At 50.3% G+C, this 25,118-nt stretch carries 27 protein-coding genes; 22 read left to right on the forward strand and 5 right to left on the reverse strand.

The features are described from left to right. Positions 1 to 211: 211 nt before the first annotated feature. From nadN to E4L36_RS06585, 4 genes are all read right to left on the reverse strand, one after another. Positions 212 to 2,047 carry an NAD nucleotidase gene (nadN, locus tag E4L36_RS06570; RefSeq protein ID WP_206064518.1) on the reverse strand — a complete coding sequence of 612 codons (1,836 nt, stop codon included), beginning with the start codon at positions 2,045 to 2,047 and terminating at the stop codon, positions 212 to 214. Positions 2,048 to 2,186: 139 nt separating this feature from the next. After that, positions 2,187 to 3,662, reverse strand: coding sequence for an alanine/glycine:cation symporter family protein (locus E4L36_RS06575; RefSeq protein ID WP_136679950.1), 1,476 nt, complete (start codon positions 3,660 to 3,662; stop codon positions 2,187 to 2,189). Positions 3,663 to 3,845: 183 nt separating this feature from the next. After that, the gene (locus E4L36_RS06580) at positions 3,846 to 4,391 is read right to left on the reverse strand and encodes a hydrolase (protein WP_136679951.1); all 546 of its coding nucleotides are present in this window, start codon (positions 4,389 to 4,391) and stop codon (positions 3,846 to 3,848) included. 69 nt (positions 4,392 to 4,460) lie between these two features. Beyond that, positions 4,461 to 5,654 carry a multidrug effflux MFS transporter gene (locus tag E4L36_RS06585; protein WP_136679952.1) on the reverse strand — a complete coding sequence of 398 codons (1,194 nt, stop codon included), beginning with the start codon at positions 5,652 to 5,654 and terminating at the stop codon, positions 4,461 to 4,463. A 285-nt stretch (positions 5,655 to 5,939) separates the two neighbouring features. On the opposite strand from E4L36_RS06585, the gene paaN reads away from it, so the two are divergent. From paaN to E4L36_RS06610, 5 genes are all read left to right on the forward strand, one after another. Beyond that, positions 5,940 to 7,610, forward strand: a complete 1,671-nt coding sequence (gene paaN, locus E4L36_RS06590) for a phenylacetic acid degradation protein PaaN (RefSeq protein WP_136679953.1) — start codon at positions 5,940 to 5,942, stop codon at positions 7,608 to 7,610. 11 nt (positions 7,611 to 7,621) lie between these two features. Beyond that, positions 7,622 to 8,407 (forward strand): enoyl-CoA hydratase-related protein, encoded by a 786-nt coding sequence (locus tag E4L36_RS06595; protein ID WP_136679954.1) that lies wholly within the window; start codon positions 7,622 to 7,624, stop codon positions 8,405 to 8,407. 68 nt (positions 8,408 to 8,475) lie between these two features. Then, complete coding sequence (locus tag E4L36_RS06600) at positions 8,476 to 9,222, forward strand: SDR family oxidoreductase (RefSeq protein WP_136679955.1); 747 nt, start codon at positions 8,476 to 8,478, stop codon at positions 9,220 to 9,222. Between the two features lie 58 nt (positions 9,223 to 9,280). After that, complete coding sequence (locus E4L36_RS06605) at positions 9,281 to 9,943, forward strand: HAD-IA family hydrolase (RefSeq protein ID WP_136679956.1); 663 nt, start codon at positions 9,281 to 9,283, stop codon at positions 9,941 to 9,943. Continuing rightward, the gene (locus E4L36_RS06610) at positions 9,940 to 10,956 is read left to right on the forward strand and encodes a S49 family peptidase (RefSeq protein WP_240770683.1); all 1,017 of its coding nucleotides are present in this window, start codon (positions 9,940 to 9,942) and stop codon (positions 10,954 to 10,956) included. Before E4L36_RS06605 ends, E4L36_RS06610 begins: the two co-directional genes overlap by 4 nt. Before the next feature lie 50 nt (positions 10,957 to 11,006). Here the strand turns inward: E4L36_RS06610 and E4L36_RS06615 are convergent, their stop codons facing one another. After that, the gene (locus tag E4L36_RS06615) at positions 11,007 to 11,594 is read right to left on the reverse strand and encodes a nucleoside triphosphate pyrophosphatase (RefSeq protein WP_136679957.1); all 588 of its coding nucleotides are present in this window, start codon (positions 11,592 to 11,594) and stop codon (positions 11,007 to 11,009) included. 211 nt (positions 11,595 to 11,805) lie between these two features. Between E4L36_RS06615 and E4L36_RS06620 the strand changes: the two genes are divergently transcribed. The 17 genes from E4L36_RS06620 (at position 11,806) to E4L36_RS06700 (ending at position 25,059) form a co-directional block, all read left to right on the forward strand. After that, positions 11,806 to 12,237 (forward strand): YceD family protein, encoded by a 432-nt coding sequence (locus E4L36_RS06620; protein WP_240770684.1) that lies wholly within the window; start codon positions 11,806 to 11,808, stop codon positions 12,235 to 12,237. A gap of 18 nt (positions 12,238 to 12,255) precedes the next feature. After that, complete coding sequence (gene rpmF / locus E4L36_RS06625) at positions 12,256 to 12,435, forward strand: 50S ribosomal protein L32 (protein WP_136679959.1); 180 nt, start codon at positions 12,256 to 12,258, stop codon at positions 12,433 to 12,435. Between the two features lie 5 nt (positions 12,436 to 12,440). After that, on the forward strand, positions 12,441 to 13,469 hold the full coding sequence (plsX, locus tag E4L36_RS06630; RefSeq protein WP_127695789.1) for a phosphate acyltransferase PlsX: 1,029 nt from the start codon (positions 12,441 to 12,443) through the stop codon (positions 13,467 to 13,469). Between the two features lie 110 nt (positions 13,470 to 13,579). After that, positions 13,580 to 14,512, forward strand: a complete 933-nt coding sequence (gene fabD / locus E4L36_RS06635) for an ACP S-malonyltransferase (protein WP_136679960.1) — start codon at positions 13,580 to 13,582, stop codon at positions 14,510 to 14,512. Between the two features lie 13 nt (positions 14,513 to 14,525). Beyond that, on the forward strand, positions 14,526 to 15,269 hold the full coding sequence (gene fabG, locus E4L36_RS06640) for a 3-oxoacyl-ACP reductase FabG (protein ID WP_136679961.1): 744 nt from the start codon (positions 14,526 to 14,528) through the stop codon (positions 15,267 to 15,269). Between the two features lie 170 nt (positions 15,270 to 15,439). Beyond that, a complete protein-coding gene (gene acpP, locus E4L36_RS06645) occupies positions 15,440 to 15,673 on the forward strand; it encodes an acyl carrier protein (protein ID WP_127695795.1) in 234 nt (77 codons plus the stop codon). 99 nt (positions 15,674 to 15,772) lie between these two features. After that, a complete protein-coding gene (gene fabF, locus E4L36_RS06650; RefSeq protein WP_127695797.1) occupies positions 15,773 to 17,011 on the forward strand; it encodes a beta-ketoacyl-ACP synthase II in 1,239 nt (412 codons plus the stop codon). Between the two features lie 51 nt (positions 17,012 to 17,062). After that, positions 17,063 to 17,899 (forward strand): aminodeoxychorismate lyase, encoded by an 837-nt coding sequence (pabC, locus tag E4L36_RS06655; protein ID WP_206064519.1) that lies wholly within the window; start codon positions 17,063 to 17,065, stop codon positions 17,897 to 17,899. Next, complete coding sequence (gene mltG / locus E4L36_RS06660) at positions 17,900 to 18,934, forward strand: endolytic transglycosylase MltG (protein WP_240770685.1); 1,035 nt, start codon at positions 17,900 to 17,902, stop codon at positions 18,932 to 18,934. A gap of 2 nt (positions 18,935 to 18,936) precedes the next feature. Next, on the forward strand, positions 18,937 to 19,575 hold the full coding sequence (gene tmk / locus E4L36_RS06665; protein WP_136679962.1) for a dTMP kinase: 639 nt from the start codon (positions 18,937 to 18,939) through the stop codon (positions 19,573 to 19,575). Further along, complete coding sequence (locus tag E4L36_RS06670) at positions 19,575 to 20,597, forward strand: DNA polymerase III subunit delta' (protein ID WP_136679963.1); 1,023 nt, start codon at positions 19,575 to 19,577, stop codon at positions 20,595 to 20,597. Before tmk ends, E4L36_RS06670 begins: the two co-directional genes overlap by 1 nt. A 21-nt stretch (positions 20,598 to 20,618) precedes the next feature. Further along, a complete protein-coding gene (locus tag E4L36_RS06675; RefSeq protein WP_127695806.1) occupies positions 20,619 to 20,969 on the forward strand; it encodes a PilZ domain-containing protein in 351 nt (116 codons plus the stop codon). A gap of 14 nt (positions 20,970 to 20,983) precedes the next feature. After that, positions 20,984 to 21,775, forward strand: coding sequence for a TatD family hydrolase (locus E4L36_RS06680; RefSeq protein WP_136679964.1), 792 nt, complete (start codon positions 20,984 to 20,986; stop codon positions 21,773 to 21,775). 25 nt (positions 21,776 to 21,800) lie between these two features. Next, positions 21,801 to 22,829, forward strand: a complete 1,029-nt coding sequence (locus E4L36_RS06685; protein ID WP_127695810.1) for an ion channel — start codon at positions 21,801 to 21,803, stop codon at positions 22,827 to 22,829. A 23-nt stretch (positions 22,830 to 22,852) separates the two neighbouring features. Then, the gene (locus E4L36_RS06690; RefSeq protein WP_136679965.1) at positions 22,853 to 23,263 is read left to right on the forward strand and encodes a DUF350 domain-containing protein; all 411 of its coding nucleotides are present in this window, start codon (positions 22,853 to 22,855) and stop codon (positions 23,261 to 23,263) included. A 10-nt stretch (positions 23,264 to 23,273) separates the two neighbouring features. Next, on the forward strand, positions 23,274 to 23,885 hold the full coding sequence (locus E4L36_RS06695) for a DUF1190 domain-containing protein (RefSeq protein WP_169051493.1): 612 nt from the start codon (positions 23,274 to 23,276) through the stop codon (positions 23,883 to 23,885). 4 nt (positions 23,886 to 23,889) lie between these two features. Beyond that, positions 23,890 to 25,059, forward strand: a complete 1,170-nt coding sequence (locus E4L36_RS06700) for a glutathionylspermidine synthase family protein (RefSeq protein ID WP_136679967.1) — start codon at positions 23,890 to 23,892, stop codon at positions 25,057 to 25,059. Positions 25,060 to 25,118: the final 59 nt, after the last annotated feature.

Below are 25,118 nucleotides of genomic sequence, written 5' to 3' on the forward strand. Positions count from 1 at the left end.
CATTCATTGGCAAACTTTGTGACGTATATCGTCCGCCGTTTGTGCTGGAGGCTCTCATCCTTGCACGTTCAGTGGCATCTATAAGTGTAGCGGCAGGCTACAAATAAATTATGACAGTTTGAAGAAGCTTGTTCTTAAGATCTTTTTTAGACCTTGGTTTGAAATGAAAAAAAGCCCGCTGTTGCGGGCTTTTTTTCAGAGGCTTGGAGGGTTACTGGAGTACGCCGTTTTCATCGTAGTATTTCTGTGTGCTGTACTCACTCAGTGGCAGCTTACTGATAGAGCCTTCAGCTTCTACGTAGTCGACAAATGATTGTGCGTAGTCGAGGAATGTGTCAACGACCTTACCCTCTTCAGCCGAGATCACGCCGAAGGTTAGGTAGCCGTCACGTCCGCCGGCAATATAGTTGTTTGTAACGACTTTATAAGACGCGCTAAGGTCGAGCGCTGACCATGTGCTTGTGCCTTTGCGCATCACCTCTAGGTTACTGAAGCGCATACCTTTTGTTTGGGAGCGGTCAACATCCCAGCGCAAACCAGCGGCATAGGGGTATGCGCCTGTTGAGCCGTCAGGTGAGATAGCGTAATCGAAGGCATCTTCGAGAACCGCCTTAATCTGCGCACCGGTCATCGTGAGTTCAACCAGCGTGTTGGCAAAAGGTAGTAGCGTATACGCGTCACCCACCGTGATATCGCCTTGTGGAATGTCGACGCGTACACCGCCACCATTTTGAACTGCGATATCTGAGGTCAGACTCATCGTGCGGAACGCTTTGGCAACGATATTGGAGATATCGCTACCGTTTGACTGGGTGGCTGCAGCGTCACATAGCGCGCTTTTGCCCTGGCCTGGGATGCGTTCTAAGCAAAGGTCGTCTGTGCTGGAGCCGATCACCGCTTGCTTGAGTGAGTCAACTTGGTCTGAATAGCCAGCAAGCACGTTGGCAGCGGTTGGGTCATCCATTACGACCGATAGCACATCGTTGGCAGCGATAGCGTCCAGCACGGTTTGGCGTTCAGTACCCGCAAGCTCTGTGTCGTCGCGTTCAAATGTGTCGGCCAGTAGCAAGTGGGGTGTGCCGATACAGCTTTTCACTTTGCCGTCTTGCAGGGTGATATCTAGCTCACCAACAACGTTCGAGTACTCCCAGGCTTGCACAATACACACCGGTTCGCCGCTTTTATTGGTGAGTTGAGTGGGGTAAGGGCCAGCACTGTTAAGGCCGAGCGCAGTAAACTGATCGCCGAGTAGTGTGTGGGAGTCACCGCCGACGATTAGGTCAACACCGGTAAGGCTTTGGGCCAGTTTTAGGTCGTTTTTGTACTGGTAGTGGGTCATTAAGATGATGTTGTCGATACCCATTGCACTTAGTTCGTCGATGTAGCGCTGAGCAGTGCTTGTTTCATCGAGGAACTGGGTGGTTGCATCTGGGCTTGAGGAGTTCTTGGTTTTAGATGCGATATCGATTCCAATAATCCCCACCTTCTGATCACCGAAGGTTTTAATGGTATAAGGTTTGAAATAATCGGTGGCGCTGCTTTGCGCGAGTGGCGAGACTCCCACTTCTGGGATCACATTCGCGGCCAGTACATCGGTGTTGCAGGCACCGCTATTGAGGTGATCTAGGAAGGCTTTTAAGCCAGCATCGCCATCATCAAATTCATGGTTACCAAGTGCGAAAGCATCAAAGCAGACTTGGTTCATCATGGCGGCGTCCGCTTCGCCTTTGAAAAGCGTATAGTAAAGATCCCCCGTGATGGCATCGCCTGCATGAAGCTTAAGCACGTTGGTGGCGCCTGCTTGTAGGTCGTTCATCTTCTGCACGACCTTCGCAAAACCGCCCATTTTTACATCCGTGCTTGCGCCTGCTATTTCGATATCACCGCTGTTTCCGCGTAAGTGAGAGTGGTGGTCGTTAATGTGCAGAATTTTGAGTGTAAGTTCGCTAGCGGCTTGTGAGTCATTGTTGCTGTCGTTGCAGCCTGCCAGTGCAGTGGTAACCGCAACAGCGAATGCGGCCTTTTTGAACATGGTGAAATGCGGCATGAGTCTAATCCCTAATACGATGTCTTGATAAGGGCTAGACTAATTTAGAAAAGTGACACTTTTACTGCAAAAATGTTGTCATCTGAAGGAAAAAAGCCCCGAATTAGGTCGGGGCTTTAGTTGTTAATATGCTATCGCATTACTTTTTCTTTTCCCAGAACTCAGCGTTTTTGATGCCAAGTTTCTGTGGATCGAATGTGTAATCTTTAACGCCTGCTTTACGCTGTGCTTCATAATCTTTCAGGGCTTTTACCGCAGGTTTTGCCATGAAGAAGATGATCAGAATACCAACGATGTTCAACCATGCCATCAAGCCAACACCTACGTCACCCAGACCCCATGCAAGGTCTGCTGTTTTGATCGCGCCGTAGAATGTTGCTGCCAGTAGGCCTGCTTTTAGCAAGAAGTCCAGACCCGGAAGGTTGATGGTACGCTTTAAGTAAGCCAGGTTGGTTTCAGCGATGTAGTAGTACGCTAAAATCGTTGTGAACGAGAAGAAGAACAATGCCAGTGCGATGAACGGCTCACCCACACCAGGTAATACTTGCTCAACGGCAGCCTGTGTAAAGGCTGGACTGTTTGCTGCGATATCCGCTGCGATGTTCTGAACTAGGAATGCATCTCCAGCACCGTGTACGTTGTAAGCACCGGTGATCAGAATCATGAACGCTGTTGCAGAGCATACAAATAGGGTATCGATGTAGACAGAGAACGCCTGTACCAAGCCTTGTTGTGCTGGGTGGTCAACCTCTGCCGCCGCTGCTGCATGAGGACCTGTACCTTGGCCAGCTTCGTTCGAGTAAACGCCGCGTTTTACACCCCAACCAATCGCAGCACCAAAGCCTGCCATTGGAGTGAACGCATCAGCAAGAATCATGCTGATAACGCCCGGTAGCTGGTCGATGTTAAGCGCGATGATTGAACATGCAATCAAAATGTAGGCTAGCGCCATAAATGGCACGACAACCTGAGTGAACTGCGCGATACGCTTTACGCCACCAAAGATGATGAAACCAAGTACTAGGATAATACCTACGGCCGTTAAGATCTTAGTGAAGCTCAATGCGCCGAAGCTGGTTTCGATAGTTGCACCTGCGCCAAAGGCGATCTCTGCTGCATTACCGATACTGTTTGACTGTACACCTGGTAGCAAGAAGCCACATGCCATGATCGTTGCGATTGCGAAAACCCACGCGAACCACTTCTGGCCCATCGCTTTTTCAAAATAGAACGCTGGGCCACCACGGTATTGGCCTTCATGTTCCTCTTTGTAGATCTGACCAAGTGTTGATTCAACGTATGCCGTAGCAGCACCAAGGAAGGCAACTACCCACATCCAGAAAACCGCACCTGGGCCACCAAAGCCGATTGCCGCAGCAACACCGGCGATGTTACCCGTACCGACACGCCCGGATAGGGATACAGCCAGTGCTTGGAATGATGAGATACCTTTATCAGATGCATTGCCTGAGAAAAGTAGGCGCCACATTTCGCCGAACATGCGCACTTGGACAAAGCGCGTAAGAATGGAATAGAACAAACCAGCGCCCAAGCACAGGTAAATAAGTGCAGGGCTCCAGATAATGCCGTTTAAAAAATCGACAACAGATTGCATAAGGGACTCTCCATAAGAGAAGCAGATTTTAGTTAGAATTATCGCCGGAGAGTCTACCTTGTTTGGATTAGTAGATTTTTATTATTTTTTTCTAATGTTTAGACGAAAGTATGCTGTAGGGTTTCTATGTGGTGTATTTTTCTGTTTGCGGCGTTAACCCCAAAGTTTTGGATGCAAAAAGCGCTATCTAAGGTAGTTTTTGCTGATCTCTCGAAATTGATCGGTACCGGCTTTCTGTAGCCATTCAAATACCACCATCTCCTTGGAAACAACATGGATGCCTAGCTGGCGCATTCTATCTAGTGCTAGTTGGCGGTCTGCGGGGCTCCGTGAGCCAACGCAATCGGCGACAATAAATACACCTTTCCCTTGTTCGTTTAACTGTACTGCTGTTTGCAAGACACACACATGGGACTCCGTCCCTATAACAACGACTTGTTCTTTACATTGCGCTTCAAGCACTTGGCCTGCATCGGGGTCTGCGACGGAGGAAAAGTAGATTTTCTCTACCATTTGCTCAGCGGAGATGAGTTCCGCCAGTTCCGGTACCGTACTGCCGATGCCTGCAGGGTATTGTTCTGTTGCCAGTGTTGGGATGTCGAGCTTTTGAGCGATTTCAACCAGCCAGCGGCAATCTTTTATAAGTCGATCAGCATCATGAATCGCGGGAGCAAGCTTAGCTTGGATATCAATGATCAAGAGGCTAGAGCGGTCCGGTTGTATCAGCATATGCTTTCCCTCGATAGCAGATTGGTTTGATCTCTATTTTTTACAGGGCTTTTACCCTGTGGTCGAGCGTTATTGCTGCGCGGTGGCAGGCCTTACGATAAAAATAAAGCTCAGTAGCGCCAGAAAGCCCATTAGCGCGATACTCGTTGCCATGACGGTCGGAGTTCCTGAGTATGTATGTCCTACCACCATACCCACGCCTGCAGCGATTGCCGACTGCGTAAAACCCAGTAGTGCAGATGCAGTACCTGCCATTTTAGCAAAGGGGCTCATGGCACCGGCGGTAGATTGTGGCATCACGATACCGACGGCCGCCATAAATAAGACTTGGCAAAAAATCACCCAATATAAGTTATGTAAACCTAAGAGCGATGCTCCCATCATGGCGCTACCTGCAATGGCTGCGAGCAATGTGCCGAGCAATAGCATCCTGTTAATGCCCAGACGCGGCCCAATACGCTGGCCAATCTGCGTTCCTGACATATAACCCAGTACAACGGCGGTGAAGTAAAAACCGTAGTGATCTTCCGGTACACCAAAGAAGTCGATCAATACAAACGAGGAGCCTGAGAGGAATGAGAAAAGGCCTGAAAAGGTAAAACTGCAACACAGTGTATAGCCGAGAAAAACCGGGCTGCTGAATAGCGTTTTGTAGTTGGCAAAGATGGCTTTAGGGTGGAGGCTACTGACATTTTCAGGCGCTAAAGACTCCGAAACCTTCAAGCCAATGAGTAGCGTTGTTATTGCACCGTATACCCCCAAAAATACGAAGATCGCCGCCCAATTAAGTGATAGCAGCATATATCCACCAATAATCGGTGCGATTGCCGGTGCGAGCGCCATAATTGTACCCATCATCGACAGCACCTTGGCAGACTGAGTGGGGCCGTAGATGTCTCTGATCATTGTGCGGCCCAGAACAGGGCCGCCGCAGGCTCCGAGGGCTTGCAAGAAGCGATATGCAATCAACTCTTCAATAGTTGTGGCCATTGCGCAGCCAAAAGACGCCAGTGTAAATAGTACCAGCCCACCGAGCAGAATCGATTTACGGCCAAAGCGGTCGGCGAGTGGCCCGTAAACGAGCTGTGCGACCGCAAAGCCGCCAAAAAAAATCGATAACGTAATCTGAACCTGATCAATCGAGGAGTTAAGCTCATCAACAAGACTGGGGAGTGCAGGCAGATACATGTCTGTGGAAAGCGGGCCCAATGCAACCACGGATGCGAGGACTAAGATCGTAGCGAGTGAAGTAGGTGCGAACATGAGGTGACTCTTATAGTAGTGGCGAGGCTACTTTAACGGAGAATAATTTCAGTCAACAAGTTACAAAATCGCAAAAGATTATTGCGCTTCTTATGTCAGGTTTTTACCGAGGCTGCATCACTTTTAACGGTGCTAGGTAGGGGCTACCTTGATGATACGTATAAAGATGCCACTCCATTTATACTAAAGAGATACACAAAATAGTTTTTGATCAGTATTTATGTATCACAAGCTTTGGTGTATCTTGGCAAGTAACAAAGACCAGAATAATGATAGAGAATCCTCATGAGCACACTGTTTGAAAAACATCAGGACACACTTAAATCCGCCCTAAATGCCATCCAGACGCGTGACTACTGGAGCCCATACTCAGAGAACCCAAGTCCGCGCGCTTATGGCGAAACGGCTAACGCTGACGGTGAAGCGGCGTTTAAGGCGCACCTGAACGGCGCGTTCTCTCTTGATATGCCGGGTATTGTTGGCGAGGCGGGTGCTGAGGTTTCTCCTTATGGTATTGATCTCAATGTAAAATACCCGTTAGTTGATCTTGATGTGTTGTTGCCCGAGATGGAAAGCGCACGCCAAGCATGGCGTGATCAAGGTGCAGATGGCCGTGCAGCTGTCTGTCTTGAAATCCTAGAGCGTCTGAACAAGCGTAGCTTTGAGATTGCTTATGCGGTTATGCATACCTCAGGTCAGGGCTTCATGATGGCCTTCCAAGCGGGTGGCCCTCACGCGCAAGATCGCGGCTTGGAAGCGGTAGCTTATGGCTACTCGGCAATGACTCACACACCGGGGGCTGCGACTTGGACTAAACCACAGGGTAAGCACGATCCGCTAGTACTGGAGAAGAAGTTCACCACTGTTGGTCGCGGTATCGGCTTGGTAATCGGTTGCTCTACATTCCCAACATGGAACACCTACCCAGGTATGTTTGCTGACCTGATTACTGGAAACCCAGTGATCGTTAAGCCGCACCCAGCGGCAATTTTGCCAGCGGCTATCAGCGTTCAGATTGCTCAAGATGTGCTCAAGGAGCATGGCCTACCGCCGCATATCGTTTCTTTGGTGATCGACGAAGATGCTGCGAAGCCGGGTACGGCTGAACTTGCTAAACGTGATGAGATTAAATTGATCGACTTCACCGGTAACACAGCATTTGGTGACTGGTTGGAGCAAAACTGCACGCAGGCGCAGGTTTACACTGAAAAAGCGGGTGTAAACACCATCGTTATCGACTCTACTGATGACTATAAAGGTATGTTGCGTAACTTGGCGTTTACGTTGAGCTTGTACTCTGGCCAGATGTGCACAACGCCGCAAGATATTTTCGTGCCAAAAGGCGGAATCGAAACGGATGCTGGCCATAAAAGCTTTGACGACGTTGCGGCGGATCTGGGTATGGCAATTACTAAGTTCCTGTCTGATCCCGAGCGCGCTGCTATGGTCTTGGGTGCGATCCAAGCGGATGCAACAGCGGCACGCGTAGATGGCAGCAACAAGCTGGGCACGGTTGTACGTGAGTCTGACGTTGTTGAACATCCACATTTCCCGAATGCGCGTATGCGCTCCCCATTGCTGATGAGCATTGATGCAGCGGATGAAGCAACATATATGCAAGAGCTGTTCGGTCCAATCAGCTTTGTTGTTAAGGCCGACGATACCAATCACGCAATTGAGCTAGCTCGTCGTGCGGTTAAAGCCCACGGTGCTATTACCATGGGCTGCTACTCGAGCAGCGATGCGGTACTCGACCAGATTGAAGATGCGGCATTGGATGCAGGTGTGGCGCTAAGCTGTAACCTGACTGGCGGTATCTTTGTGAACCAAAGCGCGGCATACAGTGATTTCCATGCAACGGGTGCAAACCCTGCTGCTAATGCGTGTTTGTCAGACTTGGCTTACGTTGCAAACCGTTTCCGCGTGGTGCAAAGCCGTCGCCACCCAAAAGGTTAATCGGAGGGGTTATGACGTACGAAACACTTCTGGTTGAGGTTGCTGATGGCGTAGGGGTGATTACCCTTAATCGCCCGAAGGCGATGAACGCTTTAAACCAAACGCTGACGCGCGAGCTAGGCGAAGCTGTTGATGCACTTGAGGCCGATCAGGCTGTCGGCTGTATCGTACTAACAGGTGGTGACCAAGTATTTGCCGCAGGTGCTGATATTAAAGAGATGAAGGACCTCTCCTTCCATGATCTCTACGTCTCGGATTTTCCGCGTATCCAACGTGATTGCTGGCGTGCAATTGATGAAGCGCGTACGCCGGTGGTAGCTGCGGTAGCAGGTTTTGCATTGGGCGGTGGTTGTGAGTTGGTGCTAGCATGTGACTTTATCGTCGCTGCGGATAGCGCGAAGTTCGGCCAGCCCGAAATTTGCATCGGTACCATGCCAGGAGCGGGTGGTACTCAGCGTCTGACTAAGGCGGTGGGTAAAGCGAAGGCGATGGATATGTGCTTGACCGGCCGCATGATGGATGCAGAAGAGGCCGAGCGTGCTGGGCTTGTCTCGCAAATTGTATCTGCGGACGCTCTGCTTGATACAGTACGCAAAGTCGCTAAGAAGATTGCTAGCCATTCGCGCCCTGCGGTTATGATGATCAAAGAGTCTGTTGATCTTGCAGTGGATGCCGATCTGCAGGACGGGTTGTTGTTCGAGCGCCGCAATTTTGCCGCGACCTTTGCATTCGAAGATTGCAAAGAGGGCATGAACGCATTTGCAGAGAAGCGTAAGCCGGTTTTCAAACACCGCTGATTTCTTTACAGTGTAGAAAGTATACGGGCGCATAGGCGCCCGTTTTATTTGGTACAGAGAGAGTAAGCATGCTGCAAGGAAAAACAGCTTGGATCACCGGCGCAAGTTCCGGTATTGGTGAGGCGACAGCACGCCGCCTCGCGAAAGAGGGTGTGAATTTAGTTTTGACGGCGCGGCGCGAAGAAAAGCTAGTGGCGCTCGCGGCAGAGCTTGAGGCGAAATACGGCGTGGCGGTTGCCTTAGAAGTTGCCGATGTCTCTGACCGTCCGGTAATGGAGGTGATAGGCGAAAAGATCGCAGAGCGCGGCGGTGTTGATATTCTGATCAATAATGCCGGTACGATGCCAATCAGCCCTATTTTATCTGGCCGAGTGGATGAATGGGAGCAGATGATTGACGTGAATATCAAGGGTGTGCTCTATGCTATCAATGCTGTTTACGCAGGGATGGCGGAACGAAAGTCAGGGCACATTGTCAACATCAGCTCAATCGCTGCGCGCCAGACGTACCAGAGTGCGGGCGTTTATGCGGGTACTAAGCACGCTGTGCGGGCAATTTCCGATACGCTGCGTAAAGAGGCGATTCGCTTTGGTGTGCGGGTAACCGATATTCAGCCAGGAGCTGTGGCCACGGAGCTACCCGATAGCATTAACCATCCGAAGATTCGTGATGCCGTTAAAGCGAATATGTATGCTGAGGGCAGTGAGATTTTGCAGCCTGACGATATCGCAAACGCAATTTACTATGCGCTGACACAGCCTGCTTACATCGATGTGAGTGAGCTGCATATTCGCCCCGTGATTCAGGAAGATTGATCAGTCTACTTTGCGTTGTTAGCGGTTTGGATAGCTGTAGTTTTTAAGGAGTGATGAGTTGTACAAGTTATTGATTTTTGATTGGGACGGTACGGTCATCGACTCGACAGCCCGCATTGTCTCAAGTATGCAGGCGGCAGCGCGCGACTTGAGCTTGCCAAGCTTAGAAGATCATGAAGCGCGTGAGATAATCGGTTTAGGGCTACCGGAGGCGATTCGGCAGCTCTTTCCGGGCATTAACGACGACATGATTGAACCAATGCGTGAGCGATATGCGTACTACTATTTAGAAGGCGATAATACGCCAACGGCACTCTTCGCAGGCGTGCAAGCAACTCTAGAGGCGCTGCGCGATAGGGGTTACCGCCTAGCGGTCGCAACCGGAAAAAGCCGTAAAGGGTTGGACCGAGTATTAGCGCAGACAGGACTGGGATCGTTGTTTGAAATTACGCGGTGTGCTGACGAGACAACATCAAAACCAGATCCTCACATGCTCCATGAGATTCTTGCCGAAACAGGGGTTGCTGCAGAGCACGCGCTGATGGTGGGTGATACCGAGTTCGATATGGAGATGGCGCAGCGAGCGAATGTTGGGCGAATTGCTGTTAGTTATGGCGCTCATCATATCGACCGCTTGGGTAAGTATGAGCCGGTCTTGGAAGTGCATGCGTTTGCGGAGATTGCGCGGTGGCTCGAAACGGTTCAAGGAGTGTGTGAGTGAGTCAGAATCAATGGGGAGAAAGCGTGGAAGAGGAACTTGAGCGTAAGCTAGAAAATGCGGCTAAGAAAGGCTCGGGCAAAGAGTGGAAACTCATTGAGCGAATGCTTAATGGTCTCTTTGTCGAGCAGCGCCGTGCTCGGCGTTGGGGCATCTTTTTCAAACTACTCACGTTTGCTTATCTGTTTATTATTCTCGGTGCGTTTCTGTTCCGTTATGGGTTTGCACCAGAGCAGAGTGATAGTTCGCTGCCTCACGTCGCAGTGGTCGAAGTTGTTGGTCCGATATCCGCTCAAGAGGAAGCCAATGCTGACTCTATCATTTGGTCGCTGCGCAATGCATTTGAGGCCGATGCTGCGAAAGCCGTTATTGTGCGCATCAACAGTCCTGGCGGTAGCCCTGTACAGTCGGGCTATGTTTATGACGAGATAAAGCGCCTTAGGGAAATATACCCCGAAAAACCGTTGTACGCTGTGATCACGGATATCGGTGCTTCGGGTGCATACTATATTGCAGCCGCTGCTGATGAGATCTACGCAGATAAAGCAAGTTTAGTGGGCTCGATCGGGGTTGTCTCGGGTGGCTTTGGGTTTGTTGATCTGATGGACAAGCTTGGTGTGGAGCGCCGCACGTTCACGGCTGGTGACAACAAAGCGCTGCTGGATCCATTTAGCCCATTGCGAGAGCAGGATAAGGTGTTTTGGCAATCGGTTTTAGATACAACACATCAGCAGTTTATCGACCAAGTTAAGAAAGGCCGTGGTGATCGTCTTAAGGATGACCCAGCGCTGTTTAGTGGTTTGGTTTGGACGGGCGAACAAGCTCTCGAAAGCGGCCTAATCGACGGCTTGGGCAGTGCAAGTTCTGTGGCACGCGATAAGCTAGATATAGAGAAGCTGCGTGACTATTCGCCGCGCAAGTCAGCGCTGGACGAAGTGGTAGAGCGTTTTGGTGTTATCTTCGCGAAGACGTTAAGTAGCCAAGTTGGCCTAACCGACGGTGTGCAGTTGCGTTAATGTCAGCGTAAAAAATAAGGGAGCTTAGCTCCCTTTTTTATTACTTGCGCTTACTGAGAGCTGAGCACATCGATGCCCTGTGTTAGCAGCATCTTTGTGAGCTGAATGAGTGGTAGGCCGATCAAACTATTGGGATCATCCCCTTCTAGCTTCTCGAACAGCGCTATTCCTAAGCCTTCTGACTTGAAGCTGCCAGCGCAGTTGAGCGGCTGCTCTTTGGCTACATAGTTTTCTATCTGTTGCTCGCTTAAGGTGCGAAACTGCACGTTGAAGGGTTCTACTATGGCATCTATCGTTTGATGTTGTGTGTTAATGACCGCCAAGCCTGTTAGAAACGTGACGCGTTTGCCTGATAGTAGCTTAAGTTGTTCGTGCGCTTTCGTGGCAGTCCCCGGTTTGCCGAGAATCACACCATCACAAACGGCAACCTGATCAGAGCCAATAATAATCGCACTATCAAACTGTGTTGCAATGGCTTGTGCTTTTTCAATGGCAAGCCTTTTTACGAGTGCGGCGGGTTGTTCGGCTGGTTTTGGTGACTCATCAATATCAGGGCTTGCATGTTGGTAGGGGAGTTCCAATTTGTCGAGCAGCATACGTCGATATGGGGAGCTAGAGGCTAACACCAGTGTTTGCATCTTTATTGTCCTAAGGGGTTATCTATCGTGAAAGAAAGGCGTAGAATACTCGCGCTTTTTTCGGGTTTGCAACCCGTTTTCCTTTGACAGATGGGCCATGTGCCCCTAGAATTGCGCGCTTATGTCGTACGGTAACTTGCCGAAAATAATTGACCCGCGAAAGCTTGCTGAGCGGGAGGTACGAATTGCAGGTCAAGTAAAGGCTGAAAAAATGCCTCGTCTTGCCTCTTATCTGTGCCAAGGTGAAGATGAGATCAGTGTTGATCTGCTCTTTTCGTTGGACGAATTGAGAATTCGTACTATTACAGGTAGTGCTGAAGGTCGTGTTCACATGACGTGTCAGCGATGCCTAGATCCGGTAGAAGTTGATGTTAAAGCAGAGTTCAATCTAGCGATCGCGTTTAACGAAGAGAGGGCTAAACAGCTACCTCGCTACTATGATCCGTTAATCGTTGAGGAAGAAGATATTGAACTTTTGCCGATAGTCGAAGAGGAACTTATACTGAGTCTGCCGCTTGTTCCATACCATGCGGATTGCAGTGTTCAGACATCCTTTGGCGACGCAGAGGCAATCGACGAGCCCGAACCAGAAAAAACGAACCCGTTCAGCGTATTGGCCCAGTTGAAGGCCGATAAGAAATGATTTAGGAGTTAGCTAACCATGGCAGTTCAGAAAAGTAAAAAGTCTCGTTCACGTCGTGACATGCGTCGTTCTCACGATGCTTTGAGTGGTCCAACTCTGTCCGTAGATGCTACGACTGGTGAAATTCACCGTCGTCACCACGTGACAGCTGATGGCTTCTACCGCGGCCGTCAGGCTGTATCTACTGACAGCGAATAATATTCTTGTCAGATCGCGTCATTCTCTCTGTTGATGCGATGGGCGGGGATTTCGGTCCCCGCATCACCCTCCCTGCATCTCTATCGGCTTTGCGCCGATATCCTTTTCTAACAATTCATCTGATTGGTGATAAGCCTGAGCTCGAAAGGCGGCTCAAGAAGCAGCGTCTGCCGCTCTCGGTTGTGTCTCGTTTAGTACTAGTTCATGCACCTGATGCAGTTCCTATGGATGAAAAGCCGTCACTTGCTATTCGCAATAGGCAGCAATCTTCGATGGCTATGGCTGTTCGTCTCGTTTCAGAAGGCGAGGTGGATGCGTGTGTTAGTGCGGGTAACACCGGGGCGCTCATGGCTTTTGGGCGGTTGGTGTTAAAAATGCAGCCGGGGATTGATCGTCCGGCAATTATCACGTCTGTTCCAACCCAGTCTGGGCATTGCTACATGCTTGATCTGGGAGCGAATGTTGATTGCACGCCAGAGAACCTCTTGCAGTTCGCTATCATGGGGAGTGTGATGGCAGAAACGGTCGATGGTATCGCTCGCCCAACGGTAGGGTTGCTCAATGTGGGTGAGGAGAGCATCAAGGGAAGTGAGTTGGTGAGGATGGCTAATGAGCTGATCCTTCAGCAGGAAGGGCTTAACTATATCGGTTATATCGAAGGCTCCGATGTTTTCTCAGGTAAGGCTGATGTGGTGGTTTGCGACGGTTTTGTTGGCAATATCGCGCTGAAAAGTTGCGAAGGGTTAACACGTTTAATTACTAAAAAAGTGCGCCATAGCTTTACTAAGAATATGTATCGTCGCTTTTTGGCGATGTTGGCGCAGCCTGTGCTGCGAGAAATTCAGGCGCAAATGGATCCGTCGAAACGTAATGGTGCCACGATGCTGGGCTTGCAAGGCATTGTTATGAAGAGCCATGGTGGCGCCGACCGTAAAGGTTTCGGTTATGCACTGGATCAAGCTATTTCTGAAGTGCGTCAAAATGTTCCGCAAAAGGTTAGCGATCGCCTTGCGAGCTTTGTAAACACGCATTAAAACATTCTAATTCCTCGCTAATCCTGTAAACTATCCTGCCAAAAAAGGGCGCACCTGCATGAGGGGGCGTCGCAGAATAAATTTGTCTTTCAAGTAGGTTGAATCTCTCTATGTCACAGTCTCTTGCACTTGTATTTCCCGGTCAGGGGTCTCAGCAGGTGGGTATGCTCGCTGAGCTTGCTCAAACTAATCCCATCATCGAAGCAACATTCGCGGAGGCTTCTGAGGTCCTAGGATATGATCTATGGGCGCTCGTTCAGAATGGTCCTGAAGCCGATTTGAATCAAACGGATAAAACTCAGCCTGCACTGTTGGTCTCAGGTGTTGCGCTTTGGCGCTTATGGCAAGAAAAAGGTGGTGCGAAACCTGCGATTATGGCTGGACATAGCCTAGGTGAGTACACTGCTTTGGTATGTGCAGGTGCGATTCCTTTTGCGCAAGCGGTAACGTTGGTAAAACTGCGCGGTGAGTACATGCAGCAAGCGGTGGCGCCCGGCGCTGGTGCTATGGCAGCAATTCTCGGTTTGGCAGATGAGGCGGTAAAAGCTGCTTGTGAAGAAGCGGCGCAAGGCGACGTAGTGGCACCGGTTAACTTTAACTGCCCGGGCCAAGTGGTCGTGGCTGGTGAAGCGGCGGCTGTGGAGCGTGCCATTGATGCTTGTAAGGCCGCTGGAGCGAAACGTGCAGTTCCTCTGCCAGTTAGCGTACCGTCGCACTGTGCATTGATGAAGCCTGCCGCGCAAAAGCTTGCGGAGAAGCTTGCTGAAGTAGATATTACGCTGCCTGCTATCCCGGTATTGCAGAATGTTAAAGCGGCTCAAGCGCAAAGCGCAGAAGAGCTGAAAGAGAATCTTATTGCTCAGCTTTATAGCCCTGTTCTATGGACGGACAGCGTTGCTGCGATGGTTGAGCAAGGTGTTGAAAGCACCGTAGAGTGCGGCCCAGGTAAAGTGCTCTCCGGGCTGAATAAGAAAGTTCATAAGCCGTTGGCGGTCAAAGCAATTGGTGATGTCGCAGGCCTCGAAGCTGCGCTAGCGCTTTAATAAGGATAATTTTATGAGTATTGAAGGCAAAGTAGCTCTGGTCACGGGTGCAACACGTGGCATCGGTAAAGCGATCGCAGAGGAATTAGGTCGCCAAGGCGCTATTGTTATCGGTTCTGCTACAAGTGATGGCGGTGCTGAATCTATCTCTGCATACCTGCAAGAGAGCGGTATTTCAGGGCGCGGTGTAAAGCTCAATGTTGCGGATGCTGAGTCTGTTGAGGCAGTCATTAAGGCAGTGCAAGAGGAGTTTGGTGCGATCACGGTTTTGGTCAATAATGCCGGTATTACGCGCGACAATATCATGATGCGTATGAAAGATGATGAGTGGGATGATGTGCTGAACACAAACCTGACATCTATCTATCGTGTCGTAAAGGCTTGCTTGCGCGGTATGACCAAAGCGCGCTGGGGGCGGATTATCAGTGTTAGTTCGGTTGTTGCCTCTATGGGTAATGCTGGCCAAGCCAACTACGCTGCTGCGAAGTCGGGAATGGAAGGTTTCACGCGTGCGTTGGCGCGAGAGATCGGCTCGCGCAATATTACGGTTAACTGTGTTGCGCCTGGTTTTATCGATACCGATATGACCAAAGACTTGGCTGATGAACACAAAGCTGCGCTTCAGTCACAGATTCCGATGAACCGCCTTGGGCGTCCGGAAGAGATTGCTGCTGTTGTTGGATTCCTTGCAAGCGAAGGCGGAGCCTACGTGACAGGCGAGACAATCCAAGTGAACGGCGGCATGTACATGAGCTAAGTCAGAGTATTTTCTCGAAATATTTGTAATTTTCACCGATTTGTTGATAATTGGCCGACAGCCGATTATCAAAGTAAATTACCTCCTTGCTATGCAAGGGGTAGTTCTAATAAAATCACGATCTCGTGTCGTAAATGGCATGAAGGGTTGATAAATAGATAGGAAGAGTTATGAGCAATATTGAAGAGCGCGTTAAGAAGATCATCGCGGAACAGCTGGGTGTTAAAGAAGAAGAAGTAACTAACGAAGCTTCTTTCGTTGAAGACCTAGGTGCTGACTCTCTGGATACTGTTGAGCTGGTTATGGCTCTGGAAGAAGAGTTCGAAACAGAAATTCCAGACGAAGAAGCTGAAAAGATTACGACTGTTCAGCTAGCAATCGATTACGTAAACGCTCATCAGTAATCGACTCGTCACCGAGATCATATTTTGATTGAAAAGCCGCATCTGCGTTCGTGGAGTGCGGCTTTTCTTTTTCTATAGTTTTTCAACTGGAGTGGCACTATGTCTCGCAAAAGAGTGGTAGTTACCGGTCTAGGTATGCTGACACCGGTAGGTAACACTGTAGAGGGTGCTTGGGAGAGTATTCTCGCTGGAAAAAGTGGGGCTGCACCGATAGAGCACTTTGATGCTTCTCAATTTTCTACACGCTTTTCCGCTTCTGTCAAAGAGTTCGATGTTGCGCAGTACATGAACCCTAAAGATGCTCGCAAAATGGATCTGTTTATTCAGTACGGCATGGCTGCGGCGATGCAAGCGATCCAAGATGCAGAGCTGGAAGTGACAGAGCAAAATGCGCCGCGCATTGGTTGTGCGATTGGCTCGGGTATCGGTGGTCTCACGATGATTGAGGCTACGCATAACACGCTGAACAAAAGCGGCCCACGACGCATTTCACCGTTCTTTGTACCCGGCAGTATCACCAACATGATTGCGGGGAATTTGGCCATCCAATATGGGTTTAAAGGGCCGAATATTGCAATAACTACCGCATGTACAACGGGCACACATAATATTGGCTCTGCGATGCGCATGATTCAGTACGGCGATGCCGATGTCATGTTGGCAGGTGGTGCTGAGATGGCAACATCACCGCTAGGTATTGGTGGTTTCGGTGCCGCTCGCGCGCTATCTACACGCAATGATGACCCTGAGAGAGCTAGCCGCCCTTGGGATGCTGATCGCGATGGTTTTGTGCTCGGTGATGGTGCAGGTATCGTTGTGCTGGAAGAGTACGAGCACGCAAAAGCGCGTGGCGCGCACATCTATTGCGAGCTAGCTGGCTTTGGCATGAGCGACGATGCTCATCACATGACGGCTCCGCCAGAGAATGGTGAAGGTGCCGCGTCATCTATGGCGAATGCCATCAAAGATGCTCAGCTGAACCCGGAGCAGGTACAGTACGTCAATGCACATGGCACCTCAACGCCCGCGGGCGACCTTGCTGAAACGAATGCAGCGAAAAATGTCTTTGGTGCTTCAGTAGATCAGTTACGTATGAGCTCGACGAAGTCGATGGTTGGCCATTTGCTGGGTGCAGCTGGTGCGGTTGAAGCGATCTTCTGTGTTTTGGCGCTACGTGATCAAGTTGCTCCACCGACGATCAATTTGGATAACCCCTCTGAGGGCTGTGATCTAAACTACGTTGCCCACCAAGCGCAAACCTGTACGATCGATGCAGCGGTATCCAACTCGTTTGGATTTGGCGGCACCAACGGTACGCTGGTTTTCCGTCGCATTTAACATGCTTCTTGGGGGCCGCCTCCTGGCGGTTCCCAGCTATCAGACCTACTCATGAGTAAAATAACGTTAATCAATGGACTTATTGATACGCATCTCGATCCTGCTGATCGCGGTTTGGCGTATGGCGATGGTTTATTTGAGACGATATTGACACTGAATGGGCGACCTCTTTATTGGCAAATGCATCTTGAGCGCTTAACCAGCAGTTGTCAGCGCTTAGGCATCAGCACTCATGGCCTTGTTGCAGAGCTTGAACAGGACATCAAAAAACTCAAGGCAGATTTGTCTGAGTTTGGTCAAACCTCTGGTGTGTTGAAGATAACCGTGACTCGTGGTCAGGGTCAGCGTGGTTATGCATTCGATAGTCATGTTACGCCGACACGCATCGTTGCTTGGTCGCCTTATCAGCGTGATGAGATGAAACCTGCTCAAGGGGTTGAAGTCAGGTTTTGTAACACCGTGCTTGGCAAGAATTCTCTATTGGCGGGTATGAAGCACCTTAATCGTCTTGAGCAGGTGTTAGCGCGAGCGGAATGGTCTGATCCGCATATTTCAGAAGGCCTCGTGCTTGATGTTGACGGTAGGTTGGCAGAAGGCACAATGAGTAACCTTTTTTGGGTGGAGCAGGGGGTGCTTTTTACACCGACGTTGGCGCAGTGTGGAGTCCATGGTGTGATGCGAACTCGGATCATGGAGCTTGCTCAGCATACTCGAATCGAGGTTAAAATGGTGGATCGCCCGCCGAGCGTGCTGAAAACAGCTGACGAAATTTTTCTGGCTAATTCAGTGATCGGTATATGGCCGGTTGTAAAATTGGCAGATCAATCCTACCCGGTTGGCCCTGTCACACGGCAGCTTCAAGCGCTTGTAGAAAAGGATGAGATGTAGGTGAAACGCTTTTTTTCTGTACTGTTTTTAATGGCTATTGCTGCTGGTGCGACAGGGTATTGGCTATGGGGAGACCTGCATCGTTACATGTCGACCTCTGTAGCATTAGAGGCGCCCGTTGAGTCGTTGGTGGTTGAAAAAGGAACATCCTTTAACCGTTTGCTTAATCAGCTAGAAAAAGCATCGCTGATTGATAATCCACTGTATTTTAAGGTGTATGCACGGCTTAACAAGCTAGCGCATCGCGTTAAAGCAGGGGAGTACCAGTTTGCGTCGGATGTGACACCTGCCGAATTGCTAGACAAGATGGTACGTGGCGAGACCGTGCAGCACTACTTTACTATCATTGAGGGCACGACGTTTCGGCAACTGAGATCAGCTTTGGCAGCGAAAGCGCCACTACTGAAGACGACGATTGCCGATATGTCCGATCAAGAGGTGCTGAAGGCGATCGGCGCGAAAGAGCAGCACCCTGAAGGCTTATTCCTTGCTGAGACGTATCAAATTAAGCGTGACAGCACTGACCTTGAGCTACTCAAACGTAGTTATCAGCAGTTACAAACGGCTCTCCAAGCTAGTTGGGATTCAAAAGAGAAGTCGCTGCCCTATAAGTCCTCTTACGAGGCGCTGATCATGGCATCCATTGTGGAGAAAGAGACGGCAGTGGCAGCAGAGCGCCCCCAAATTGCTGGTGTTTTTGTGAAGCGTCTGAGAAAAGGGATGCGTCTACAAACAGACCCGACCGTCATTTACGGTATGGGGGAGCGCTACAAAGGGAACATTACACGCAAAGACTTACGCCGGCCTACACCTTATAACACCTACACGATCCCAGCTTTGCCGCCTACGCCCATTGCTATGGTAGGGCGCGAAGCGATTCAGGCTGCGCTTAACCCTGTTGTTGGTAAGTGGCTTTACTTTGTGGCGAAAGGGGATGGAACGCATCAGTTTTCAGCGACGCTGCGTGACCATAACAATGCAGTAAGACAATATCAGCTTAGACGCAAGCGTGAATACCGCTCGACACCGGAGTAACTATGGGCAATGAGACAGGCTTTTTCATAACCGTTGAAGGGACCGAAGGAGTAGGGAAAAGCACCAATATCGCCTTTATTCAGCAGCTGCTTGCCGAACAGGGTAAAGAGCTGCTCGTAACCCGAGAGCCCGGCGGGACACCATTGGCGGAAGAGATCCGTGCGATGCTGCTATCACAAAGGCAAGAACCTGTTGCTAATGACGCAGAGCTATTGCTCGTATTTGCGGCGCGAGCACAGCATCTTGCGCAAACGATAAAACCCGCGTTGGCAAAGGGAAAGTGGGTATTGAGTGATCGCTTTACCGATGCGACATTTGCCTATCAGGGTGCCGGGCGCGGTTTAGATTGGCAGCGTATCGCGCAGCTTGAGCAGTTTGTGCAGAGCGATCTGCGCCCAGACTTGACGTTGCTGTTAGATCTTCCGGTTGAAGTGGGGATGGCGCGAGCAAGTGCGCGTAGCGCCCCTGACCGATTTGAAACTGAGAAACAGGCTTTTTTTGAGCGTGTGCGCGCAGGCTATTTACGCCGTGTTCAAGAGGAGCCAAGCCGGTTCGCAGTGATCGATGCCTCGGCGCCCCTAGCGAATGTTCAGCAACAGATAAAAGATGCACTTATCACCAAGCTAGGGTTCGTAGGCTAATGGATATCGCGGAGCGTTATCACGCCTTAGATGCGCAAGTTTACCCTTGGTTTGAGGCGCAGTGGCAGCGTGTGGTTAAGCTGCATGATTCGCAGCATTTGCCACATGCGTTGTTGATCAATGGTATGCCGGGGCTTGGGAAACAAGCGTTCGCAGAGGCGTTAGCAGGTTATGTGATCTGCCATCAACCGCGTGATGGCCGTGCGTGTGGGCAGTGCCGTAGCTGCCAGTTGTTGAATAGCAGTGGGCACCCGGATCTCTATTTTTTAGCACCATCTGATAGTGGCAAAGCGATCAAAGTTGATCAAATTCGCGAACTCTCTGACTTTATGCACAGTACCGCTCAGCAAGGGGGCTACCGCGTTGTGATTCTTAATCCGGCGGAAGCGATGAATACATCAGCGGCGAATGCTTTGCTCAAAACACTAGAAGAGCCTGGCAATGATGTGCTACTAATTTTGATCACACATCAGCTTGGTCAGGTGATGCCAACCATTAAAAGCCGCTGCCAGCGGGTTGATTGTCATCCGCCTCAGCTTGCGCAAGCAACACAGTGGATGGTTGAGCATCTTGAGCTAAGCGAAGATGAAGCGGCGCAGTTGCTGGATGTTGTACACGGCGCACCGTTGGCAGCTATCGAGTTTAAAGAAGCTGGGCACCGGGCCTTACGGGGTAAGTTCCTAGTCGCGTTAAAAGAGCTGTTACAAGATAGATCGACCCCGTTTGAGGTAGCCGCCAGCTTCCATAAAGAGGACGTTGAAGCGTTGCTGAGTTGGCTACAAGGCCTCTTGGCTGATGTATCACGTATCAAGGTGGGCGGCGCAGCAGCACCTATCCGAAATCGAGATGTGCAAAAAATGTTGAATAGTGTTGCTAAATACACCTCGAAGGATAGAATCTTTACATTGGTTGATACTGTTCAGCAGGAGCGTCTTGGTGTAGCACGCCGACAAAACCCCAATAAACAGTTGATGCTAGAACGCATTCTTATAGATTGGCGCGATCTGGTTCGCACCGAGTAGAGAGGGAGTTCGTCAAGTCCAATGTCAGTTGTTCCTCGGATTAGTCACGGTATTTTGTCGTTAAGCGTGGAGACCAAAGAGGATCTCTACAAAGCTTACATGTCCTATATCAGCAACGGCGGTATGTTTATACCAACGACCCGCTCCTATCACTTAGGGGAAGAGGTGTTCATGCTGCTGACACTCATGGATGAGCCCGACAAAATTCCGGTTACCGGTAAAGTGGTATGGGTGACACCCAAAGCCGCGCAAGGGGGCAAAATCCCCGGTATCGGTATTCAGTTGTCGCCAGACGACACAACGCTTGTGCAGAAAATTGAGACCTACTTGGCCGGTGCATTGAACTCAGATCGCAGAACTCATACGCTGTAGGCCGCTTTTTTACTATGTTTGTAGATTCTCATTGTCATCTCGACAAGCTTGACCTCTCGCCTTATAACAACGATTTCAGCGCCATGCTAGCCGCCGCCCACGAACGTAACGTGGGCCGTATGCTGTGTGTTTCCATCGATATCGACCAGTTTGATACGATGTATGAATTGATCAAGGATAACCCTGCGATTGATGCATCACTGGGTGTGCACCCGTTACATGTTGAAAGTGAAGCGGGTATTGAGTCGGTGGAAGCGCTCGTAAACCGAGTGCAGGCGTTGGATAAGATCGTAGCGATTGGTGAGACGGGCCTAGATTACTACTACTCCACGGACACACAAGAGATTCAGCAGCAGAGCTTTCGTAACCATTTGATCGCTGCCGACCAGCTTCAACTCCCTGTGATCGTCCATACACGGGATGCCCGTGACGATACGCTGAGTCTGATCCAAGCCCATGGGGGTGACGCGGGTGGCGTACTCCATTGCTTTACCGAATCTCGCGAGATGGCCCTGCGAGCTTTGGATTTTAACTACATGATCTCATTTTCTGGCATCGTGACATTTCGCAATGCGGCTGAACTTCGTGATGTAGTGAAAGCGATCCCGCTAGATAGAATCCTGATCGAGACCGACTCGCCCTATCTTGCTCCAGTGCCGCACCGTGGCAAGAAAAATGAGCCAAAGTTTGTTGTTGATGTTGCGCAGTGTATCGCAGACCTTAAAGGTGTTCGTCTGGAAGAGTTAGCAAACATCACCACTGAGAACTATTTCAGGCTCTTCTCGCACGCGGCACAGAATCGCTAATACCCCATCAGGAGCTTATAAGGCCATGTTATTTCTTCGCATACGGCGCATGATTTTGGCGCTCTATACCCGAGCGAGCATCGCCTTTCTGTTACTCTTTACGCTCTTCTATGTGGTGTCATCGTACTTGATGATGGCCGTAGCAGGAGAGCAGGCGCTGTTAGCGCCCAACACGTTCTTCTATTGGCTCGTCACCACGGCCTCCACGGTGGGCTACGGTGACCTCTCACCCGGTAGTGATTTAGGACGTTTCTTTGCCTACATTTGGGTGATACCAGCCGGTATCAATATTTTTGCACTGCTTGTGACCCGTTTGGGGTTTGCGGTGTGGGAGCGCTTGCTCAGAGGGAAAAAAGGTCTGCGTATGTTGAATGTATCTGATCATATTTTGATTATCGGCTGGAACGATCAACGCACCTTGCGTTTTATCGACATGTTAAGGGCCAAAGGCGCATCGGATGACCGTGCTATTGTGCTCTGCGTGAAAGCGGAGGTAGAGAACCCGCTGCCAGGGCGTATTGAGTTTGTTCGAGTAGAATCTTTTATCGATCCTGAGCAGATGAAAAGGGCGTGTGTCGCGGCGGCTAACACCATCGTGATCGATACCGACGCCGATGATGTGACGGTTACCACGGCACTGTTTTGTAAATCAGTTAGCCCAGATAGCCACAAAGTGGCCTATCTTCAAGATGAGTCTGCTGCGGGCATTTTACGTGTGCACTGCCCCAATATTGAGATTGTGCCATCGGTATCGGTGGAGATGTTGGCGAAAACTGCCGTTGATCCAGGCTCTAGCGCGTTGCATAAGCAGCTGCTGGATACCACTGAAGGGCAAACCCAGTATCGCGTTGAATATCGAGGTGAGCCGCGTACGATGAAAGCGCTGTTTCACCACTTTAAGGATGACCTCAACGCCACCATTATCGGTGTGATGTCGGCAGACGATAAAGAGATCCAACTCAACCCGCCAGTTGACAGAGAACTGCAGCGTGGGGATTTTCTTTACTATATCGCTGCATCCCGTTTGTCTGAACAGGCATGTTTCGACTTTTAATTCCTGATAAGAGCTAATCCGTTATGAGTGCGTTGTTTTTTCAAGGCTTACTAAATTTTGCGATCTACTTCAGCGTCGCGATCTTGTTACTAATAGTTTTTAAGTTTGTTTACACCTTAATTACGCCTCATGACGAATGGGAGCTGATCAAAAAAGAGCAAAATTTAGCCGCTTCCATCGGTTTAGGTGGCAGTATTATCGGCTTCGCTATCGCTCTATTCGGGGTGATTAGCCAATCGGTATCACTCTATGACTTCTTTGCATGGTCGCTGGTGGCGTTGCTGGCCCAGTGCCTCGCCTTTGCGGTTGTGCGGTTTTTGTTTATGCCGCGAATCGTGCAGCGTATTCGTGAGAACGAAGTGAGCGCCGGTGTGATTCTAGGTAGCGTTAACATCGCTGTGGGTCTGCTGAATGCAGCGTCAATGACCTACTGAGGTAGTAATGATGGAACGCAGAGTAAAGCGCAGCCAGACAATCGATCTTGGTCGAATGCGAAAGCAGTTTCTTCCGGCTACTAAGCCTTTGTCCGTTGCGATAGCTGCAGCGAGCTTAGCGGGCTGCTCCGACGACCAAGAGGTGTTTGTCATTAGCTCAGTTTATGACTGTATCAACCAGACAAACTGGGATATGGCCACCTGTGAGGCCGCTTATCAAAAGGCGATGGAAGAGTCAGAGTACAGTGAGCCACGTTTCGCAACCCGCCAAGACTGTGAGGCGGAGTTTGGCTTTAACAGCTGTAATGAAGAGTTTAACGGCTACTCGCCGGATATGGTCGGCTTTTTGGTGGAAGAGGGAATCGACGAGGTTGGTGACCTGATCGCCTACAATACGCTGTATCGCTACAAAGGCCGCCATAAGTCGCTTAGAGGCTATGTGCTAGCAGACGGTACGCCGGTACTGAATCAGCGAGGCCGCTACTTCGTCAACAAGAAGGCCTTGCTGACGCCTAAGATTCGTAAAGCCAATACCAAAACGCTCTCGCGTGGCGGTTTTGGGCGTCAGGCGGTGGCAAAGGTGGCCGCAGCGCGTAGCGCGAGCCGCAGCTGGGGCGGTTAAATCCATGTACCGCATTCCCTGTGCCGAGCGGCCTGCTTGGCAGCAAAAGGCCGCTGAGTATGGCTTCTATTTTCATACCATGTACGGCGAACGCTATTGGGATGAGTCAGCTTACTATCAGTTTTCACTGCAGCAGATAGAAGAGGACCTTGAAGCGCCCACAGAAGAGCTGCATCAGATGTGCTTAGACGTTGTTGAGCGTGTCGTAGCGGACGAGCAGTTGCTAACCCAGTTCGCTATTCCTGAAGCTCAGTGGGAGTTTATTCGTCACTCTTGGTTGCAGCGTGATCCCTCTTTGTATTCACGGCTAGACTTTGTATACGATGGAAAACATCCTGCCAAGCTCCTCGAAAATAACGCTGATACACCAACAAGCCTCTATGAAACCGGTTTCTGGCAGTGGCTATGGCTTGAGGAGAGTGTTGATCTGGGGCGCATATCTCGCCGTGCTGACCAGTTTAATAGCCTGCAAGAGAAGCTGGTTGCAAGGTTCCAACACATTTTACGTCAGTCGCCTGAGCAGAAAACGCTCTACTTTGCGTGCTGTAAGGGAACATTGGAAGATCGTGGGACTGTTCAGTATCTCGAAGACTGTGCCGTTGAGGCGGGTTGGCGCACGGCATTTATCTTTGTTGAGGATATTGGCCTCAATGAAGCGGGGAGCTTTGTTGATCTCGCAGATCGTGAGATCGAGTATCTTTTTAAGCTCTACCCGTGGGAGTTTATGTTTGCCGAGGCATATGCTGGCCCTTTGAGCGATTCTGGCTGCCAGTTTCTGGAACCACCATGGAAAGCGGTGCTGTCTAACAAAGCCTTGTTACCGATGCTATGGCGAATGTACCCCGAGCACCCCAACCTGCTGCCTGCTTACTTTGGCCATGAAGCTGAGCGGCTCGATACTTCTGTACGGTGGGTACGGAAACCGATCTACTCGCGCGAGGGCGCTAACATCCAGATTCTCGAGCAAGGTAACGTTCTGCATGAATCCGGTGGAGCGTACGGCCAAGAGGGCTATATCTACCAGCAAGCTCAGATACTGCCGCGCTTCGGTGATGCTTATACCCTTGTGGGGAGCTGGCTAGTCGATGGGCTGGCAGCCGGTATTTCACTACGTGAGGATAGTGGGCCGATTACACAGGATATGAGCCGCTTTCTGCCGCATATCATTTTGTAACACCGCTTGACCTTACAGCCACAGGAAGGTCTAAGCTCAAGACAATCGTCTAGTTCTAA

It is taken from the genome of Neptunomonas sp. XY-337 (genome assembly GCF_004959845.1).
Taxonomy (GTDB): Bacteria; Pseudomonadota; Gammaproteobacteria; order Pseudomonadales; family Balneatricaceae; genus Neptunomonas; species Neptunomonas marina.

Bases quoted from the DNA above. Each gene is read 5' to 3' on its own strand.
- nadN (WP_206064518.1), bottom strand. From the start codon at position 2,047: ATGCCGCATTTCACCATGTTCAAAAAGGCCGCATTCGCTGTTGCGGTT.
- E4L36_RS06575 (WP_136679950.1), bottom strand. From the start codon at position 3,662: ATGCAATCTGTTGTCGATTTTTTAAACGGCATTATCTGGAGCCCTGCA.
- E4L36_RS06580 (WP_136679951.1), bottom strand. From the start codon at position 4,391: ATGCTGATACAACCGGACCGCTCTAGCCTCTTGATCATTGATATCCAA.
- E4L36_RS06585 (WP_136679952.1), bottom strand. From the start codon at position 5,654: ATGTTCGCACCTACTTCACTCGCTACGATCTTAGTCCTCGCATCCGTG.
- paaN (WP_136679953.1), top strand. From the start codon at position 5,940: ATGAGCACACTGTTTGAAAAACATCAGGACACACTTAAATCCGCCCTA.
- E4L36_RS06595 (WP_136679954.1), top strand. From the start codon at position 7,622: ATGACGTACGAAACACTTCTGGTTGAGGTTGCTGATGGCGTAGGGGTG.
- E4L36_RS06600 (WP_136679955.1), top strand. From the start codon at position 8,476: ATGCTGCAAGGAAAAACAGCTTGGATCACCGGCGCAAGTTCCGGTATT.
- E4L36_RS06615 (WP_136679957.1), bottom strand. From the start codon at position 11,594: ATGCAAACACTGGTGTTAGCCTCTAGCTCCCCATATCGACGTATGCTG.
- E4L36_RS06620 (WP_240770684.1), top strand. From the start codon at position 11,806: ATGCCTCGTCTTGCCTCTTATCTGTGCCAAGGTGAAGATGAGATCAGT.
- rpmF (WP_136679959.1), top strand. From the start codon at position 12,256: ATGGCAGTTCAGAAAAGTAAAAAGTCTCGTTCACGTCGTGACATGCGT.
- fabD (WP_136679960.1), top strand. From the start codon at position 13,580: ATGTCACAGTCTCTTGCACTTGTATTTCCCGGTCAGGGGTCTCAGCAG.
- fabG (WP_136679961.1), top strand. From the start codon at position 14,526: ATGAGTATTGAAGGCAAAGTAGCTCTGGTCACGGGTGCAACACGTGGC.
- acpP (WP_127695795.1), top strand. From the start codon at position 15,440: ATGAGCAATATTGAAGAGCGCGTTAAGAAGATCATCGCGGAACAGCTG.
- fabF (WP_127695797.1), top strand. From the start codon at position 15,773: ATGTCTCGCAAAAGAGTGGTAGTTACCGGTCTAGGTATGCTGACACCG.
- pabC (WP_206064519.1), top strand. From the start codon at position 17,063: ATGAGTAAAATAACGTTAATCAATGGACTTATTGATACGCATCTCGAT.
- tmk (WP_136679962.1), top strand. From the start codon at position 18,937: ATGGGCAATGAGACAGGCTTTTTCATAACCGTTGAAGGGACCGAAGGA.
- E4L36_RS06670 (WP_136679963.1), top strand. From the start codon at position 19,575: ATGGATATCGCGGAGCGTTATCACGCCTTAGATGCGCAAGTTTACCCT.
- E4L36_RS06675 (WP_127695806.1), top strand. From the start codon at position 20,619: ATGTCAGTTGTTCCTCGGATTAGTCACGGTATTTTGTCGTTAAGCGTG.
- E4L36_RS06680 (WP_136679964.1), top strand. From the start codon at position 20,984: ATGTTTGTAGATTCTCATTGTCATCTCGACAAGCTTGACCTCTCGCCT.
- E4L36_RS06685 (WP_127695810.1), top strand. From the start codon at position 21,801: ATGTTATTTCTTCGCATACGGCGCATGATTTTGGCGCTCTATACCCGA.
- E4L36_RS06690 (WP_136679965.1), top strand. From the start codon at position 22,853: ATGAGTGCGTTGTTTTTTCAAGGCTTACTAAATTTTGCGATCTACTTC.
- E4L36_RS06695 (WP_169051493.1), top strand. From the start codon at position 23,274: ATGGAACGCAGAGTAAAGCGCAGCCAGACAATCGATCTTGGTCGAATG.
- E4L36_RS06700 (WP_136679967.1), top strand. From the start codon at position 23,890: ATGTACCGCATTCCCTGTGCCGAGCGGCCTGCTTGGCAGCAAAAGGCC.